Source organism: Haladaptatus ordinarius (assembly GCF_054177595.1).
This window is the reverse complement of sequence record NZ_JBPEHH010000095.1, coordinates 1-14,154: the sequence shown is the minus strand read 5'-3', so window position 1 is coordinate 14,154 and position 14,154 is coordinate 1. Positions and strand designations below refer to the sequence as shown.

The 14,154-nt window shown below is 57.9% G+C and carries 14 protein-coding genes and 3 pseudogenes; 9 read left to right on the top strand and 8 right to left on the bottom strand.

What is annotated here, in order from left to right; all coding sequences use genetic code 11:
• From ACR3FF_RS21905 to ACR3FF_RS21870, 8 genes and pseudogenes are all read left to right on the top strand, one after another.
• A pseudogene (locus tag ACR3FF_RS21905) lies at positions 1-116 on the top strand (IS1595-like element ISHti5 family transposase); the annotation flags it as partial.
• 12 nt (positions 117-128) lie between these two features.
• Positions 129-1,274 carry an FAD-binding oxidoreductase gene (locus ACR3FF_RS21900; protein WP_458190276.1) on the top strand — a complete coding sequence of 382 codons (1,146 nt, stop codon included), beginning with the start codon at positions 129-131 and terminating at the stop codon, positions 1,272-1,274.
• 251 nt (positions 1,275-1,525) lie between these two features.
• The gene (locus ACR3FF_RS21895; RefSeq protein ID WP_458190275.1) at positions 1,526-2,617 is read left to right on the top strand and encodes a tetratricopeptide repeat protein; all 1,092 of its coding nucleotides are present in this window, start codon (positions 1,526-1,528) and stop codon (positions 2,615-2,617) included.
• 225 nt (positions 2,618-2,842) lie between these two features.
• Positions 2,843-3,199 carry a calcium-binding protein gene (locus ACR3FF_RS21890; protein WP_458190274.1) on the top strand — a complete coding sequence of 119 codons (357 nt, stop codon included), beginning with the start codon at positions 2,843-2,845 and terminating at the stop codon, positions 3,197-3,199.
• Between the two features lie 115 nt (positions 3,200-3,314).
• Positions 3,315-4,716 (top strand): annotated as a pseudogene (locus ACR3FF_RS21885) (DEAD/DEAH box helicase).
• Positions 4,716-6,035, top strand: a complete 1,320-nt coding sequence (locus tag ACR3FF_RS21880) for a DUF790 family protein (RefSeq protein ID WP_458190273.1) — start codon at positions 4,716-4,718, stop codon at positions 6,033-6,035. The pseudogene ACR3FF_RS21885 and the gene ACR3FF_RS21880 overlap by 1 nt, the downstream one beginning before the upstream one ends.
• A 179-nt stretch (positions 6,036-6,214) precedes the next feature.
• Positions 6,215-6,493 (top strand): DUF433 domain-containing protein, encoded by a 279-nt coding sequence (locus tag ACR3FF_RS21875; RefSeq protein WP_458190272.1) that lies wholly within the window; start codon positions 6,215-6,217, stop codon positions 6,491-6,493.
• A gap of 12 nt (positions 6,494-6,505) precedes the next feature.
• Entirely contained in the window at positions 6,506-6,850 is a 345-nt protein-coding gene (locus ACR3FF_RS21870; protein WP_458190271.1) for a DUF5615 family PIN-like protein, read from the top strand.
• Between the two features lie 129 nt (positions 6,851-6,979).
• On the opposite strand, the gene ACR3FF_RS21865 is transcribed toward ACR3FF_RS21870, so the two are convergent.
• From ACR3FF_RS21865 to ACR3FF_RS21855, 3 genes are all read right to left on the bottom strand, one after another.
• On the bottom strand, positions 6,980-8,299 hold the full coding sequence (locus tag ACR3FF_RS21865; RefSeq protein WP_458190269.1) for an RNA-guided endonuclease InsQ/TnpB family protein: 1,320 nt from the start codon (positions 8,297-8,299) through the stop codon (positions 6,980-6,982).
• A 72-nt stretch (positions 8,300-8,371) separates the two neighbouring features.
• Positions 8,372-8,995 carry an RNA-guided endonuclease InsQ/TnpB family protein gene (locus ACR3FF_RS21860; RefSeq protein ID WP_458190268.1) on the bottom strand — a complete coding sequence of 208 codons (624 nt, stop codon included), beginning with the start codon at positions 8,993-8,995 and terminating at the stop codon, positions 8,372-8,374.
• An 8-nt stretch (positions 8,996-9,003) separates the two neighbouring features.
• The gene (locus tag ACR3FF_RS21855; protein WP_458190266.1) at positions 9,004-9,279 is read right to left on the bottom strand and encodes a hypothetical protein; all 276 of its coding nucleotides are present in this window, start codon (positions 9,277-9,279) and stop codon (positions 9,004-9,006) included.
• Positions 9,280-9,856: 577 nt separating this feature from the next.
• On the opposite strand from ACR3FF_RS21855, the gene ACR3FF_RS21850 reads away from it, so the two are divergent.
• A complete protein-coding gene (locus ACR3FF_RS21850) occupies positions 9,857-10,147 on the top strand; it encodes a DUF7692 domain-containing protein (protein ID WP_458190264.1) in 291 nt (96 codons plus the stop codon).
• 272 nt (positions 10,148-10,419) lie between these two features.
• Here the strand turns inward: ACR3FF_RS21850 and ACR3FF_RS21845 are convergent, their stop codons facing one another.
• The 5 genes and pseudogenes from ACR3FF_RS21845 to ACR3FF_RS21825 all read right to left on the bottom strand — a co-directional run.
• Positions 10,420-11,496 carry a class I SAM-dependent methyltransferase gene (locus ACR3FF_RS21845; RefSeq protein WP_458190277.1) on the bottom strand — a complete coding sequence of 359 codons (1,077 nt, stop codon included), beginning with the start codon at positions 11,494-11,496 and terminating at the stop codon, positions 10,420-10,422.
• A 5-nt stretch (positions 11,497-11,501) separates the two neighbouring features.
• A complete protein-coding gene (locus tag ACR3FF_RS21840; RefSeq protein WP_458190262.1) occupies positions 11,502-12,269 on the bottom strand; it encodes a methyltransferase domain-containing protein in 768 nt (255 codons plus the stop codon).
• Between the two features lie 13 nt (positions 12,270-12,282).
• Positions 12,283-12,888 (bottom strand): OsmC family protein, encoded by a 606-nt coding sequence (locus ACR3FF_RS21835; protein ID WP_458190260.1) that lies wholly within the window; start codon positions 12,886-12,888, stop codon positions 12,283-12,285.
• A 224-nt stretch (positions 12,889-13,112) separates the two neighbouring features.
• Positions 13,113-13,922 (bottom strand): helix-turn-helix transcriptional regulator, encoded by an 810-nt coding sequence (locus ACR3FF_RS21830; RefSeq protein WP_458190259.1) that lies wholly within the window; start codon positions 13,920-13,922, stop codon positions 13,113-13,115.
• Between the two features lie 117 nt (positions 13,923-14,039).
• Positions 14,040-14,154: pseudogene (locus ACR3FF_RS21825) on the bottom strand (IS1595-like element ISHti5 family transposase); the annotation flags it as partial.

Here is a 14,154-nt window from a genome sequence, read left to right as displayed (position 1 = left end):
GAAGGTTCCGAGGCGTCTCAAAACACCACTTACAGGGCTATCTAAACTTCTTGGGCTGGATCCTCAACACCGACGACTGGTTCGAGCAGATCCTAAGTACTGACTTCTACAGATGAGCGGACGGGTTAATGCTCGATCTCTCGAGAATGAATTCGATTCGCGTCGAGCCGGACGAACAGACTGCTCGGGTCGAACCCGGTGCCGTGCTCCACGATTTCGACCTCGAGGCACAGGCACACGGCCTCGCGACACCTGCTGGGTTCGTCTCGACGACCGGCGTGGCTGGCTTGACGCTCGGGGGTGGTATCGGCTATCTCTCGCGGAAACACGGATTGACAGTTGACAATCTCCGGTCGGTCGACCTCGTGACCGCTGACGGGGAGTTCGTCCGGGCGAGCGAGGACGAGAACCCGGAGTTGTTCTGGGCGATACGCGGCGGCGGCGGCAACTTCGGCGTCGTCACGTCGTTCGAATTCGAACTCCACGAACTCGGGCCGACCGTACTGGCAGGCCCCGTCGTCTGGTCGTTCGACGACGCACCAGCTGTCTTGCGTGAAGTAGCTGCCGCCGTCCGCAACGCACCTGACGAAGTGTCGTGTCTGCCGGTGCTCCGGCATGCACCGCCGGCACCGTTCCTCCCCGAGGACGTTCACGGCGAGAAGGTGCTTGTGGTCGCGATGATCCACGCGGGCGACCCCGACAAGGGGAAAGCCGCGCTCGCAACCTTGCGCACCATCGGTACCCCGATTGCCGACGCGGTCGATTCGAAGCCATACGTCGCGTTCCAGTCGATGTTCGACGCCGCGTCTGGACCAGGAGCGCGTAACTACTGGAAGTCTCACTACATCGCCGACCTCGATGGCGACGCAATCGACACCCTCTGTGAGTATGCAGCGCGGATGACCTCGCCGGAATCGGCTATCGGAATGCTCTCGCTCGGCGGTGCCGTCGGACGAAAATCAGCCGACACGACGGCGTACCCGCACCGGGACGCAACGTGGGTGCTGAACATCCAGTCACGATGGCACGAGCGCGAGAACGAGGGCCGCCACGTCAAGTGGGCGCGAAACCTGTTCGATGCCATGATTCCACACTCGACGGGTGGCGTCTACGTCAACTTCATCGATGGGGACGAAGGTAACGACCGCGTACGTGCTGCCTACGGTGACGACCTCTACAACCGGTTGACCGAGATCAAAACCGAGTGGGACCCCGAGAACGTCTTTCATCTGAATCAGAACATAGAGCCGTCGACGGCTCGCGAGGACGTGTGACATCCTCGCCCGTTCGAAAGGGCAGGAATGCCTCCGAGGAAGACCTCGTTGTCGGAGGTTTCGGAACCATACTCCGAGAGAGTCGCTTGTCGAGGGGTTCTCGCTATCAAAAATGATGTAGAGGTGATGTGTTGATGATGTCCGAGGTGAGGAGATGAGGGGGCTGGGCTCATCTCCGCCGTCCACTTGTGATGGCCCCGGGCAGCCAGTTACCCTGCTCTTTTTCACCGTCCTATTCGAACTCGCAGTCAATGCCTGACTGCACGTACTGTGAACAATCATTCGCGGACGAGTCCGACATTCGTGAGCATCTCTATGAAGACCATGAGTACGACGAACTCGGTCGGATCGACACCAAGCGGGTTGATCAGTACGTCGACGAATACGACCTCGAAAAAAGTGACGACGATGACTCTCGCGAGCAGCACGTCACGGACGAAACGGTACACCTGACCCCGGCGACCGACCGCCATTCGGATGAGCGGTGGGAGTTACATGACGTACAAGCGCTATCGACGAGGGAAATCACGGACAAACTTGCCGAGCACGGCATCGACACGACCGAAGAGTCGTTCCGTGACCGTGCGGCCGAGGTCGACTCCGCGATGGCACTCGCTGACCAGTGGGAAGACGACCCCGACGTCGACGTGTCGGGGTACGATCAAGATTTCATCTGGATGGCAGCTGAAGTGCTCTGGAGCCGGTGGGCACCCGACCTCCCCTATCGAGAACGGATCTACGATCTGGTACAGAAAGGCCGAGAACTCCGTGAGAAGGGGAAGGACGCCGAGGCCTGCGAACAGTGGCTGAGTGCCTGGGAGATCATCGCCGCCGTGACGCCGGACGACATCACGACGATCAAGGCGGCTGATGATCACCTCCCGAACGTGCTCTCGCTCGAAGCATTCCTGCGATCGGTCGACAACGACCTCGCCACCCTGGCAGCGGACGATCCGACCTATCACGAGCGACGCCTTGAATTCTGTCGGGAAGTCTGGACCCAGTTTCCGGATGCATCCGACGAGCTACTCCTGGACTTTCGCCACTTCGTCGCTGACTCGCTGACAGAGCTGGGACGACTGGCCGAGAGCAGAAGCGAGTTCGAGGCACTCATTCGAGATTACCCTGAGGATCCGTGGGCGTACAAGAAACTCGCGGATAGCTACTTGCTCGATGAAGCTGACGAGCCAACAGTCGAGGAGCTGGAACGCGCTGCCAAACTGTACCAGCAGGCCCTAGACGCTGAAGGGCGCCTCGAACAGCCATCCACCGTATCTGACCGGCTCGACGAACTCGAACGCCGATTAGCTGATGTAGATGCGTTCGAAGGACAAGAGGAATAGATAGTCTCTATCGACTGGTCAACGCCGTGAGCGACCCACACTCGTCATCACAAAATCTCAACTATCATCTTAACCAACAGTGAACCGATTCAACGCGCATTTGTTGGTTAACCTCGTCCAGCGACTCAGGTCCGTCTCCGGGCGGAATGGAGCGCCTCTTGGAGCGGTCGGCAAGTGATTTCGGCCACCCCGAGCATCTTACGGCTGGAGTGAGTACTGGTGGGCATGACACGGGCCGAGAAAGACGAAGAGCGGGAAGAACGCATCAAGATGCGGATCATCGTTGATACCTACAGCCCTGAAGAGCAGGCGTGGGGATGGTACGCGTATCTGGACGATACGATGGACTTTCCCTTCGAAGCACGGTGTGTCACCGAGCGAGAGGAGTCGCCTCTGGAGGAAGGCGAAACGGTGCGCGTGGTTGGAATGTCGCCGACAGATCCGACTCTCAGCCAGATGTTCGTGACGATCGAGTGGATGGACAGAGAACTTGGCGTGCCGCTGGAGCAACTGGAGCCTGTCGAAGCCAGCAGTAACACGGAGCAAGCGATCGCAGACTGGCAATACTGGCTCGACCGCTGACAATCAAGTCCCTCGATAGACTTCTTCCCAACTACAGAAGGACCGAGACGCGCTTCACCAGCTCCCGGACAACCCACATATTGAATCCGTTCGGGAACATCCGACGTGATACTGAATGCGAATCGAATTCGACGACGGCACGCTCCTGCTTCACGACGCTCCCGACGATGTTCCATACGCTGAGTGGGACGACCGCGTCGACGAGTACCGTACTCAAGCGTATCGGTATCGACATCTTCTCGAATGGGCGGGCGCTTGGGCGGACGGGGACGAGCAAACAACGCTGCAGGACGGCTTCGCTCACACTCTCGAAGACGCTGCACGGGCCTATCCTACCCTCGATCTCACACCGGCGCTCCACATCGAACCACGCGACTATCAGCAGGCCGCGCTCGACGCCTGGACCGAGCACGAATGCCAGGGGAGCGTCGTCCTCCCGACGGGTAGCGGGAAGACGTTCCTCCGGGCTGCAGGCGATCGCCGACGCGGGCGTCAGCGCGCTCGTCGTGACGCCGACGATCGATCTGATGAACCAATGGCACGCTACGCTCACCAACGCCTTCGGCGACCAACTCCCAGAGCCAATCGGCGTTCTCGGCGGTGGGAACCACGACGTCACCGCGATCACGGTTACGACCTACGACAGCGCGTATCGCTACGTCAACGAGTACGGCGATCGGTTCGGCCTGCTCGTCGTCGATGAGGAACACCACTTACCAGCTCCGACCTACCAACAAATCCCCGAGATGATGATCGCGCCGTATCGCCTTGGCCTCACGGCGACCTACGAGCGCCCTGATGGCAAGCACGAACTCCTTGAGGACCTTCTCGGCCCGGTCGTCTATCGGGAGCACGTCGACGAACTCGCTGGCGAGTACCTCAGCGAGTACGAGACGATCCACATGTCGGTCGAGCTAACAGCCGACGAACGCGAGACGTACAACGAGGAGTACCAGATTTATCGCGACTACGTCGACAGCCACGACTTCGATCTCTGGAAGGAACGCGGCTACCAGGAGTTCCTCAAGCGCACCTCCTATGACCCGCAGGGACGACGGGCGCTCATCGCCAAGCAGCGCGCCGAGCGACTCGCCCGGACAGCGACGAAGAAACTCGACACGCTCGACAATCTCATCAAACGCCATCACGACGACCGTGCCATCATCTTCACCGCGAACAACGACTTCGCCTACGACATCTCCCAGGAGTTCATCGTCCCCTGTATCACGCATCAAACCAAGACCGACAAACGCACCGAGATTCTTGAGCGATTCCGCACTGGAGAGTATTCGATGCTCGTCACGTCCCAAGTCCTCGACGAGGGGATTGACGTTCCGGCCGCGAACGTCGGCATCATCCTCTCGGGAAGTGCCTCGAAACGCCAGTACGCGCAGCGACTCGGGCGGATCCTCCGGCTCACGGACGACCGCCAGCCAGCACGTCTGTACGAGATTATCGCAGAAGATACGATGGAGACGTACGTCTCGCAACGCCGTCGAGAGGGGGTGAATGCGTAGTGCTGACCGCGAACCTCGCTCGGTCGCGCACGACCGACGAAACGATCACACCGCTGTTTATCGATCCATCTGAAGCGCGCTATCGCGAGACGGCACGGGAACTCATCCAGCTGTTCGAGGATCACCTCGACGAGCCGAAGGGCGAGCTCGAAGACGCGATCGACGAGCTGACCATCGCAGATACCGACTACAAAATCGTCCAAGGACTGGCGAAGCTCCTGAAAGACGAGTGCAAGTTCGACGTCGTCGCGTCGGTCGATCCACGAGAGATTCGGCGGCGGCTCTTCGAGAAAGCCAACGAGCGGTATCCTATCGTCCGCCAGCCGACACTCGGTGAGGACACACAGAAGCTGGAAGTGTATAGCGCGATTGCCGACGAACTAGGAATCTCGCTCGAAGACTGCTACCGTGGGATGTACGCCGACCTCGAGGACAACAAGCGGCTCGTCCGAATCGGCACGCGGACGGCCGACCGATACGAGAGTACCGGTGATGCGTCGCCGTCGACGACGAATTTGACCGGCAGCAGTGCCGAGGAATACGAGCACACCGACCTCACTGTCGACTGGCTGGTGACCCGATACAATCTCGCACTCGCTCAGGCGGTCCTCTACGACGCCACCGAGATGCGGATTCGCGTCTGGGACCACTTCGGGACGGTGTTCAGCTACGTGAAGCTGTTCGGGCTGATGCATCGCATCTATCCGATCGATGCCGACGGCGAGCGCGTTGCGAGTACGGATCAGGCTGCGGGCTACGAGGCTGTGCTGGATGGGCCAGCGTCGCTGTTCTCGAAATCACAGAAGTACGGGATTCGCATGGCGAACTTCCTGCCGGCATTACCCCACTGTGAGCGGTGGGAGATGACCGCCGAGATTCTTGTCGACGAGGCGACTAACGAGACACGGCAGTTCGCACTTGACCAGAGCGAAGGCCTCAATTCGCACTACAGCGCTGGTCAGCGGTTCGATAGTGACGTTGAGCGGACGCTCGCTCAGAAGTGGGAGCGAGCGAACACGGACTGGGAACTCGTCCGCGAGGACGACGTCTTCGACCTCGGTGCCGAGGTGATGATCTCGGACTTCGCGATCGAACATCCCGATGGTCGGCGGGCGATTCTCGAGATCGTTGGCTTCTGGACACCGGAGTATTTGGAAGCGAAGCTAGCGAAGATTCGGCAGGTGGAGGTTGAGAACTTCGTGCTGGCTGTCTCAGAGCGACTTGATTGTGCAAGTGAGGAGTTCGGAGGCGTCGCCGATAGAGTACTGTGGTTCAAAACAGGAATTCATGTCTATGATCGCCGACTAAGCCAAACGTGAGTGGTGCCGTCACACCCCGTTATCTGAGGTGTTTCAACATAATGGTTTAGTTCACGGGGTGTCGGCTTCATCCACGGGGTCAAGCCCCGTGGCATTCGCCTCGCATCGCTTGTAAATAGGACTGAATCGGATGCTCTGGGGAACATCTTTACACGATGGGCCACCTATCTATTGGTGTGATGACCCAGAGATCCGCCCGGATCGTCCGTGAGCTGCACGACGAACCTCACATCGAGGGCAGCCGTATCACTGTCCGGTACATCAAAGAGCGGGTCGAAGGGCTTGGTCTGAACCCGCAGACTATTGCTGATCGCCACGATCTCGACGTGGCCGACGTATACCACGCCCTCGCGTACTACTACGACCACCCCAAGGAGATGCGGGAGGTCGAGCAGCGCCGTCAGATACGCATTGAGGAGAGCGCCGAGACGGCAATTACGGGTCCGGAGGATCTGTGAGGGTTTTCTTCCGTGAGCTTTCGTGTCCTCCTTGACGAGAACGTTGAGCGGCAAGCAATGCAGATGCTGACCAAAATGGGTCACGACACCGAGATGGTCGTCGATGTCGACGAACTGGGTCCCGGCACTGATGACGCCACAATTGCCGCCTACGCCAAGCGCGAAGATCGGCTTGTACTCACCGTCGACGATGATTTCCTCACCGAAATCGACGAGACTGATCACGCAGGCGTATTATTCCAAGTGGATGATCGTCTGACTGCCCACGAGGTCGCATCGATCGTTGACGTGGTTGCTACCCATCTCGATCAAAGCGATATCGACGGGAAGATCCATATCTCTAAAAACTGGTTGTAGAGGTTCGAAGACCACAGTATCAGCTAGTTCTGTTTGCAGGGCTACTTGCACGCTTCTCTACACCCGTGCAACCGCACTTTTTGACATCCTCCCGCGCCTGAAGACGCAGGAATCCCGAGCGTTGGGATATTAGGGTTTGCAGTCCACCACTTGATCCCTCGGTGAGAATCCGTGAGACAAGTCATGAAGGTAGACTCCGGGCTGTGCCAACCAGCCGGTACTCCTATCCCCACCCAAACCGGGTGCAGACTCGGAGTTACTTTTCTTGTTGATGTTGAGTCGGATGTTCTCCGCTCCGTTCACGTCCGCGTTGAACGCCGCATCACAATCTTCGCACACGTACAGGCCACGTTCAACGCGCTGACTATCGTCTTCCCTACCGCAAACACAACATGTCTTGCTCGTGTCGCGCTCTGAAACGTCTACGACTTCAATTCCCTTGACTTTCGCCTTGTACGTGAGAATCTTCGTGAGACGGTCAAACGCCCAGCCGTGCAAGTCGAGGTTTCCGTGGCGACCCCAATTCTTCGAGTCGCCGTTATCGTCCTCACGGACACCAGCGAGCTTCCCGATGTTGATGCGACCCACGCCACGCTCGATACACTTCTCTACGATGTGTTTGGCGAGGCTGTGGAAGAAGTGGGTGCGGCGCTCCGACCATTTGTGGTGAAGTCTGGTGGCCTCAGAACCGCCTGAATCGTCGCACGTGGCGATTTCTTTCGGGAAGTAGTAGCCGTCCTGTTTCAGGCGGTTGCCGGGATACAAGTCGGCTTCCTCGGTGCTGTAGGCGACGGCGGCGAAGTTACAAATGCCGAGGTCGATGCCAGCCGTCTCAGTACCGGGTGCGTCGGGCGTCTCGACTTTGTGTTTGCAGACGAGGTGGAGTTCCCAGTGGCCCTTAGCGTTGTCGTAGACGGCCCGAACCTGTTGCAGATTTTCAACCGTAACTTCGGGACGAGTCTCGTATTCAACGAGGATGTAATCCCGATCGCGGGGGTGGTCTTTGTGATTCGCACCTTTCGAGAGTCTGACGCGGTTGTGCTTGATGTCGTGACGGATACCCTTCTGTTTCCACGTCACGGTCGAACGCGGGTGTTCTTCGTGGACGCGGTTTCCATCGTCGTCGTAGTAATTGCGTTTGCGGTAGCCGGGCAGATTTGCACGAGAGTCGTTCTTGCGTTTGCCGTACCACGAGTTGAAGGCTTCAGCGAGTTCCTCCAGAACGCGCTGACTGGACTGCGAATGGAGCCCTTTGTATGTTGTATGACCTTTCAACTCGCGTTTCAAGTCAGAATCGTCGGGAATCTCGCCCGTGTCATCCCACACGTGGCGGGAGTGATAGTTTGCGACGTTCCACAGTTTCGATGCACTCCATCCGTGTCGGTCGAGCATCCGCTCCACTTGACTGTGGTTGCGGATTTTCGCCCGATAAGTACGGTGGATATGCATTCGTGAAACGTCTCCATAACGGGTTGTCAACTACCCCGGCGTAAACGCCGGGGCTTGTCGGTGAACTCCCGTTCACGCCGAAACTTCGGCGGACGAAAACTCGTCACTCACGTTCAACGTTCCCGACTTCAGGGCCAGTTGACGGTTGGCCCGTCCACGCGGAGACTTTTGCCCTGCGTGGACATGCTTTATTCCGATGTTCTTTGCCGCGTTGTAGTCTGCATGAACCTCGTAGCCGCACTTTCGACAACAGAACCGCTCCTGTTTCGGGCGGTTCCCACGTTCGGTGTGACCGCACTTTGAACACCGTTGGGACGTATACGCCGGGTCTACCTGTGTGGTCGATATCCCGAACTCTGTGGCTTTGTACTCGACGTACTCGTAGAGCCGTCTGAATGCCCATGCGTGGAACGCTTTCGCGCCCGGCATACGGTCTCGAATATCGGTGAGGTCCTCGAAGGCGATTGTAGAACAGTCGTGCGTTCTTGCTTCTTGAACGAGGGCCTTCGAGAGACGGTGGAGGTAGTCTTCCGCCCATCGGCTTTCCCGGTCGCCGATCCCGTCGATAGTTCGGTGAGCCGATTCCGTCCCAGTCTGTTGCAGTGAGCCACGAATCGTCTCGTATTCGCGGCGTCGGTGATTGAGGTAGCCGCCGGACCACATACTGCCCGTCGATGTTGCGGCTATCGTCTTCACGCCAAGGTCTACGCCGAGGTGACGCCCTTCACCGAGTCCGCCGCGTAGTTCCGGGCGGCACAGACGAGATCAGCGTTCAGCCCGTCAGTGGCTTGGCGGACCTGCTGATACGTGAGGTGGTGGAGCTTCGTTTTCGACGTAATGACGTATCCGTCGTCGTTGCGCTCGAACGCGCGGTCTGCGACCAGTTGAGCGGCTTGACGGAACCGCTCGGTGGTTTCGCGGAGATTGTCGCGCCGCTCGTCGGGAACGGCTAATTTCACAACAACGGTACGTCGAATCACAGTTCCATATACAACACCAACTATTATAAAAGCATGAGAGTTGGATAGCTGATTGAGGCGGTTGTGTAGTGGAGTTTACGCGATTCCCGCCCGGCCTCAAGGCCGGGATTCCCTCGCTGTTTAAAGATGGAGCGTCGTGTTGTAATAGAGCGTGGAATATCCTGCCGGGCAATCGAACGGTGGTCAGTGTAGAGTAGTGTCGGATTCATCCTGACCCAAAAGGGTCAGGTATTCTCCTCGATTTCGTATAAGCAGCAGTGACCCACCCTCAGAAGCCCGCGCACTCCGTACAGATTACGCGGAGGGGGCTCGGTTTCGACACGAGCTAAATGTCGTCCGGAACGCGCCGAAGGGTGGTTTCGACGTGACTCCACGGGGAAACACAGTCAGAAAATTACTCGACGCGATATGGCCACGAACCGAATATTCCTGTGGCCATTTTCGGCGGTCAGCCACGAACCAAATCGGTATTCGTCCTCGGTTGTTCGTCGCGAACAGCAGAATCGAGCAGTCATTTATATAGTCTGACATTTGACTGACCGGAAATAACTAGGAATTGGAGCGCGTGGCCACAGATATGAGTCGGAAAGTCCCGTCGCAAGTCCGCATCCGAACCGGTGAAGGCAACGAACATCGGTATGACGCTATCGTCGACGCGAAGCAAGCGCTTGGTGAAACGAACAATACGAGTGCAGTTGTTGGTGCGTGCGAGCACGCTCGCCAGGATGTCCAAGCGAAACGGAAAGCGATGAAATATCTCGAACAGCGACTAACGCCACAGGAACTCGAGAAGGTCGCGGACCTCCTCAGTACACGGGAACTGCCTATCGACTACAGCCGTCCCAGAACCTCAATCGGATCTAAGTAGCAGGAGCTAGAACAGTGATGAGTCAGTGAAATTGCGAGCCTTATTGATTGATGCAGAGCGTGTGTCTCTCATTCGTTTGGGGTGAACTGCCAGTGGCCGTCGACAGAATGGATGGTGAGATACGTTCCATCCGAAGAAGGAACCCCGGAACTACTACAATCGGCATATATTGACAACTTCTACCAAGTGATGGGGCGAGAAGACAGACGTCGCTGCAGGATTCTTGATTGGGCGAACAGCGAAAGTAGAACGGAATTCTATCAGATGAGAAGTCAGGGTTTTGCTTCGAAGACCAGACTGGTCGGCGTCTCGGCCGCCCGGCGGAAGTGCGTGAACCCGCCTCCGGTGACGACCTCTCGGGTTCGGTTCTCGCCCGCCTGCGCGCCGAGCCCGTACCCGACATCTTGACTGATCGAATTTGGTGTACAGGCAAGTGTCGAAATAGAGTATCCAAGGCGGCCAAATGGGGTAAGATTGTTTTCGACCCGGTCATCGGCATACGGTTCGACGATCATCCACGCACCGTTCTCACTTAGTGTCTCTCGAACGTGAGCAGCCACCCCGACGGGATCGCCCATGTCGTGGTAGCAGTTGAACATCGTAACGAGGTCGTAGTCGGAGCCGATGTACTCCCTCGCGGTCGCCACTTCGAAGCTAACGCGGTCGGCCACGCCCGCCGTTTCCGCCCGCTCGCGCGCCACCTCGATTGATTCCTCGTGGTAGTCGACGCCGACGACCGTCGAGTTGGGGTACGCTTCGGCCATACGGATCGTCGGCGCGCCGTGACCACACCCCACGTCGACGATCCGCCCGCCTGATTTCAGCCTAGCATCAATGCCATCGAGCGCTGCGATCCAGTCGAGTAGGAACGCTCCGTAGGATGGCCCGAAGAAGCGTTCCGTACCATGGAACACATCCTCGTCATGTTCGTGCCAGCCGATGCCCTCGCCCGTTCGGAAAGCCTCCCGGAGTTCGGGACCTATCTTGGCCACTGACCCGACCAGCTGGAACGCACCGGGCATGAACACGGGGCTCTCCTCGTTGGCCAAGATGTGCGCCTGCTCCGGGGTGAGGTAGTATCGGTCAGTCTCAGGGTCGTAGGTCACGTACCCGCCGGCGGCCTGCGAGCGCAACCACTCACGAACGTAACGCTCGACGGTTTCGGTTTTTTCAGCGAGTTCAGCTGACGTGAGCGGCCCCGCGTCATCAAGTGTCGCGTAAAGCCCGAGCTCGTCACCGATGACGGCGAGTGCGGCATGGACCGTTGCACCGAGATCGACGAGGGACGTCTCCACGAGTTCGCTCAGTTTCTCTTCGTTTATCGGATCCGCTTGAGTGTCGGTTCCCATGTTACTCACTTCCTGGCGCCGAGCGAGATGCTCTTCACGCCGTACGTCTGACATGCATTCACGGCCTGATCCGAGATGAATTCATACTGGGTGTTGTCCCGGACGTCGGTCACTTCGAAGCCGGCCTGTTCGATGAGCGCCGTGTAGCGGTTGACCTGCTCGGCCCCACCGATACAGGCCGCCCACAGGTCCTCGTTGTTCTTGATGCTCTCCGGCATCTGTGACTCGCTGATGATGTCCGAGAGTGCGAGTCGACCACCGGGGTTGAGCACGCGATACGCTTCCCCGAACACCCGTCCCTTCTCTGCGGAGAGGTTGATCACGCCGTTGGAGACGACCACGTCGAACGACTCATCGTCGAAGGGGAGCGCTTCGATGTGGCCGTGTCGCACATCGACGTTGTGAAATCCGTTCTCCGCAGCCAATTTTCGGGCCTTTCGGACCTGTTCGTCGGTCATGTCTACGCCGGTAACCGTTCCGGTTTCGGTGACGTGCATTCCGGCGACGAACAGGTCCATGCCCGAACCGCTGCCGAGGTCAAGTACGGACTCACCGGGTTGGATCGCCGCCAGATCAAAGTGGTATCCCACACCGGCGAACGAATCAATCGCAGGATCGGGAACGTAAGAGAGAGTTTCTGGATCATATCCGAGTCGCTCGGCCAGATCACTGCCCATTTCGAAGTGGAACTCCCCGTCGGAGAACTCCGCGACGTCACGGTACATCGACTTGACCTCTCGTTCGAGTTTGTCCGTGTCTAATGATTCACTCATTGTTGTTCACCAATCAGTCGTCTCCCGTCGCTTCGGCGGGTGTTTTGATGCTTAGCTGGATGTCCTGAGCGAGTGAGAGCAGCGTGTAGACGGGCGCTCGTCGCGCCCACTCATCGATTAGGTCGTCGTCGATGTCCTCCCCAGCAATTTCGACCTCCGCGGTCAGATTCTCGTACACCGAGTCGGCCTCTTTGAGTTCAGCGAGACTAAAGAGGACCGCTGGATCGAAATCTGTCCGGACGCGCGTCCGAAGATGGTCGAAGTCGACACCGTTCGCGGCGGCGTTGATGGTGATGCCGACATTGATACAGGCGGCAAGCGCAGACAGTGCTGCTTCGATGGGTTCGATTCGATCGGTCGCGCCGACCCACCCACCAGCATCCAGCACCTCCTTCCAGGCGCCGTACGGAACGGTGTATTCACGCGTCTCGCGAGCGATGGTCTCGCCGCCGAGGTCGTAGCTATCGATCTTTGCCAGGCTGTGAGCGGCCGTCCCCTCGTAGGTCGCGGACGCCCCGAGGCCAAGCTGGACGGCTTCAGGATTCTCGGCTGCATGTTTGGCGAACTCTTCGAGTGTTTCGAGGTCGATTCCGTGCATTGTTTGCCGGTCGTCAGTCATTGTTTCGCTGTACCTCCCGATAAGCGGCACAACGCCCCCTGAGACGTTGTAGTTATTTCGTGCTATTCCGGCAGACCCTGCCATTCTTTCAGCCACTGCACACGCGTCAACAGTTGCTCACTGAACTCTGCCGAGAAGTCGATGGCCCAACCAGTCCGTCCTGCGAAGTAGAAGGGGGGACACCGAGCAACTGGATGGATATCGCAATCACGTGACCGGGAGCGTCACTCAATGTAGGCTTCGGGGTTGACCGGTCGCGCGTCGATCTCGAAGGACGCATATGTCGATTCTGCCCACTCGCGGATAGCCGGAACGTCGGTGTCGATCAATGCCTGGACAGACCCACTGTCCTGCTCGTAACAGCTGATGGTAACTCGGGTTTCCAAAAGGCCAATTCCACATTGGGGGAGTTCGTCATGCTCGAGAACCGTGAAATTGTCCCGTTTCTCCATCTCTAAACTGCGCTCGGGATACGTCGTGATGAAGTATGCATGACAACTCGGTCGGTCGATCAACGTCATGTCTACTCCGGCGTCAATCAACAAGAGGAGCGCGTCGAAGCAAGGCTCCATCAAGGCAACCTCGGGTCGAAGATAGCGAACCTCGTTCGTCTGCTGGAGAAGTGACTTGAATCGGTTCACAGGACGGTAGGGTGAATCGGGCTCCGGAAGTGTGACAGTCATCTCAGACCATGTCTCGGTCGGGACTTCAATCACCTCGTCTGGAAGCCAGTGCCAGATGTCACGTAGCTTCCGCTCGGTTTCGAAAAGGTCTATCAGACCCTCCATCCCGGCCGCGATGGCCTCTCCCAACCGTGTTGCCACATACTGGTACCCCTCCTTTCGAACCCACGTGCGGTCTTCGAATTCGCTCAACGTTCGTCGGGCTGTCGACGACGACACATCATTCAGCTCACAGAGTTCGGAGCGACTTCGGGGACGGTCCGTCAGCGAAACGAGCATCGGGATACGATGTTCGGATCGAGAGAGATACCCGATGTCGTCGACCGGCGATTCATTGCCAAGTGTTCCCATAGCACACATAGCCAATATACAATATTAACTATTCGCTTTGGGGTGTGGCGACTACCTCCAATGGGATACATAGGGTTGCGTAACAGCTACGAACAATGGCCGCAAATAGGAGCACGCTCATCTGTAGAAGTCAGTACTTAGGATCTGCTCGAACCAGTCGTCGGTGTTGAGGATCCAGCCCAAGAAGTTTAGATAGCCCTGTAAGTGGTGTTTTGAGACGCCTCGGAACCTT

Bases quoted from the DNA above. Each gene is read 5' to 3' on its own strand.
- ACR3FF_RS21830 (WP_458190259.1), bottom strand. From the start codon at position 13,922: ATGGGAACACTTGGCAATGAATCGCCGGTCGACGACATCGGGTATCTC.
- ACR3FF_RS21895 (WP_458190275.1), top strand. From the start codon at position 1,526: ATGCCTGACTGCACGTACTGTGAACAATCATTCGCGGACGAGTCCGAC.
- ACR3FF_RS21890 (WP_458190274.1), top strand. From the start codon at position 2,843: ATGACACGGGCCGAGAAAGACGAAGAGCGGGAAGAACGCATCAAGATG.
- ACR3FF_RS21835 (WP_458190260.1), bottom strand. From the start codon at position 12,888: ATGACTGACGACCGGCAAACAATGCACGGAATCGACCTCGAAACACTC.
- ACR3FF_RS21845 (WP_458190277.1), bottom strand. From the start codon at position 11,496: ATGGGAACCGACACTCAAGCGGATCCGATAAACGAAGAGAAACTGAGC.
- ACR3FF_RS21865 (WP_458190269.1), bottom strand. From the start codon at position 8,299: ATGCATATCCACCGTACTTATCGGGCGAAAATCCGCAACCACAGTCAA.
- ACR3FF_RS21900 (WP_458190276.1), top strand. From the start codon at position 129: ATGCTCGATCTCTCGAGAATGAATTCGATTCGCGTCGAGCCGGACGAA.
- ACR3FF_RS21840 (WP_458190262.1), bottom strand. From the start codon at position 12,269: ATGAGTGAATCATTAGACACGGACAAACTCGAACGAGAGGTCAAGTCG.
- ACR3FF_RS21875 (WP_458190272.1), top strand. From the start codon at position 6,215: ATGACCCAGAGATCCGCCCGGATCGTCCGTGAGCTGCACGACGAACCT.
- ACR3FF_RS21850 (WP_458190264.1), top strand. From the start codon at position 9,857: ATGAGTCGGAAAGTCCCGTCGCAAGTCCGCATCCGAACCGGTGAAGGC.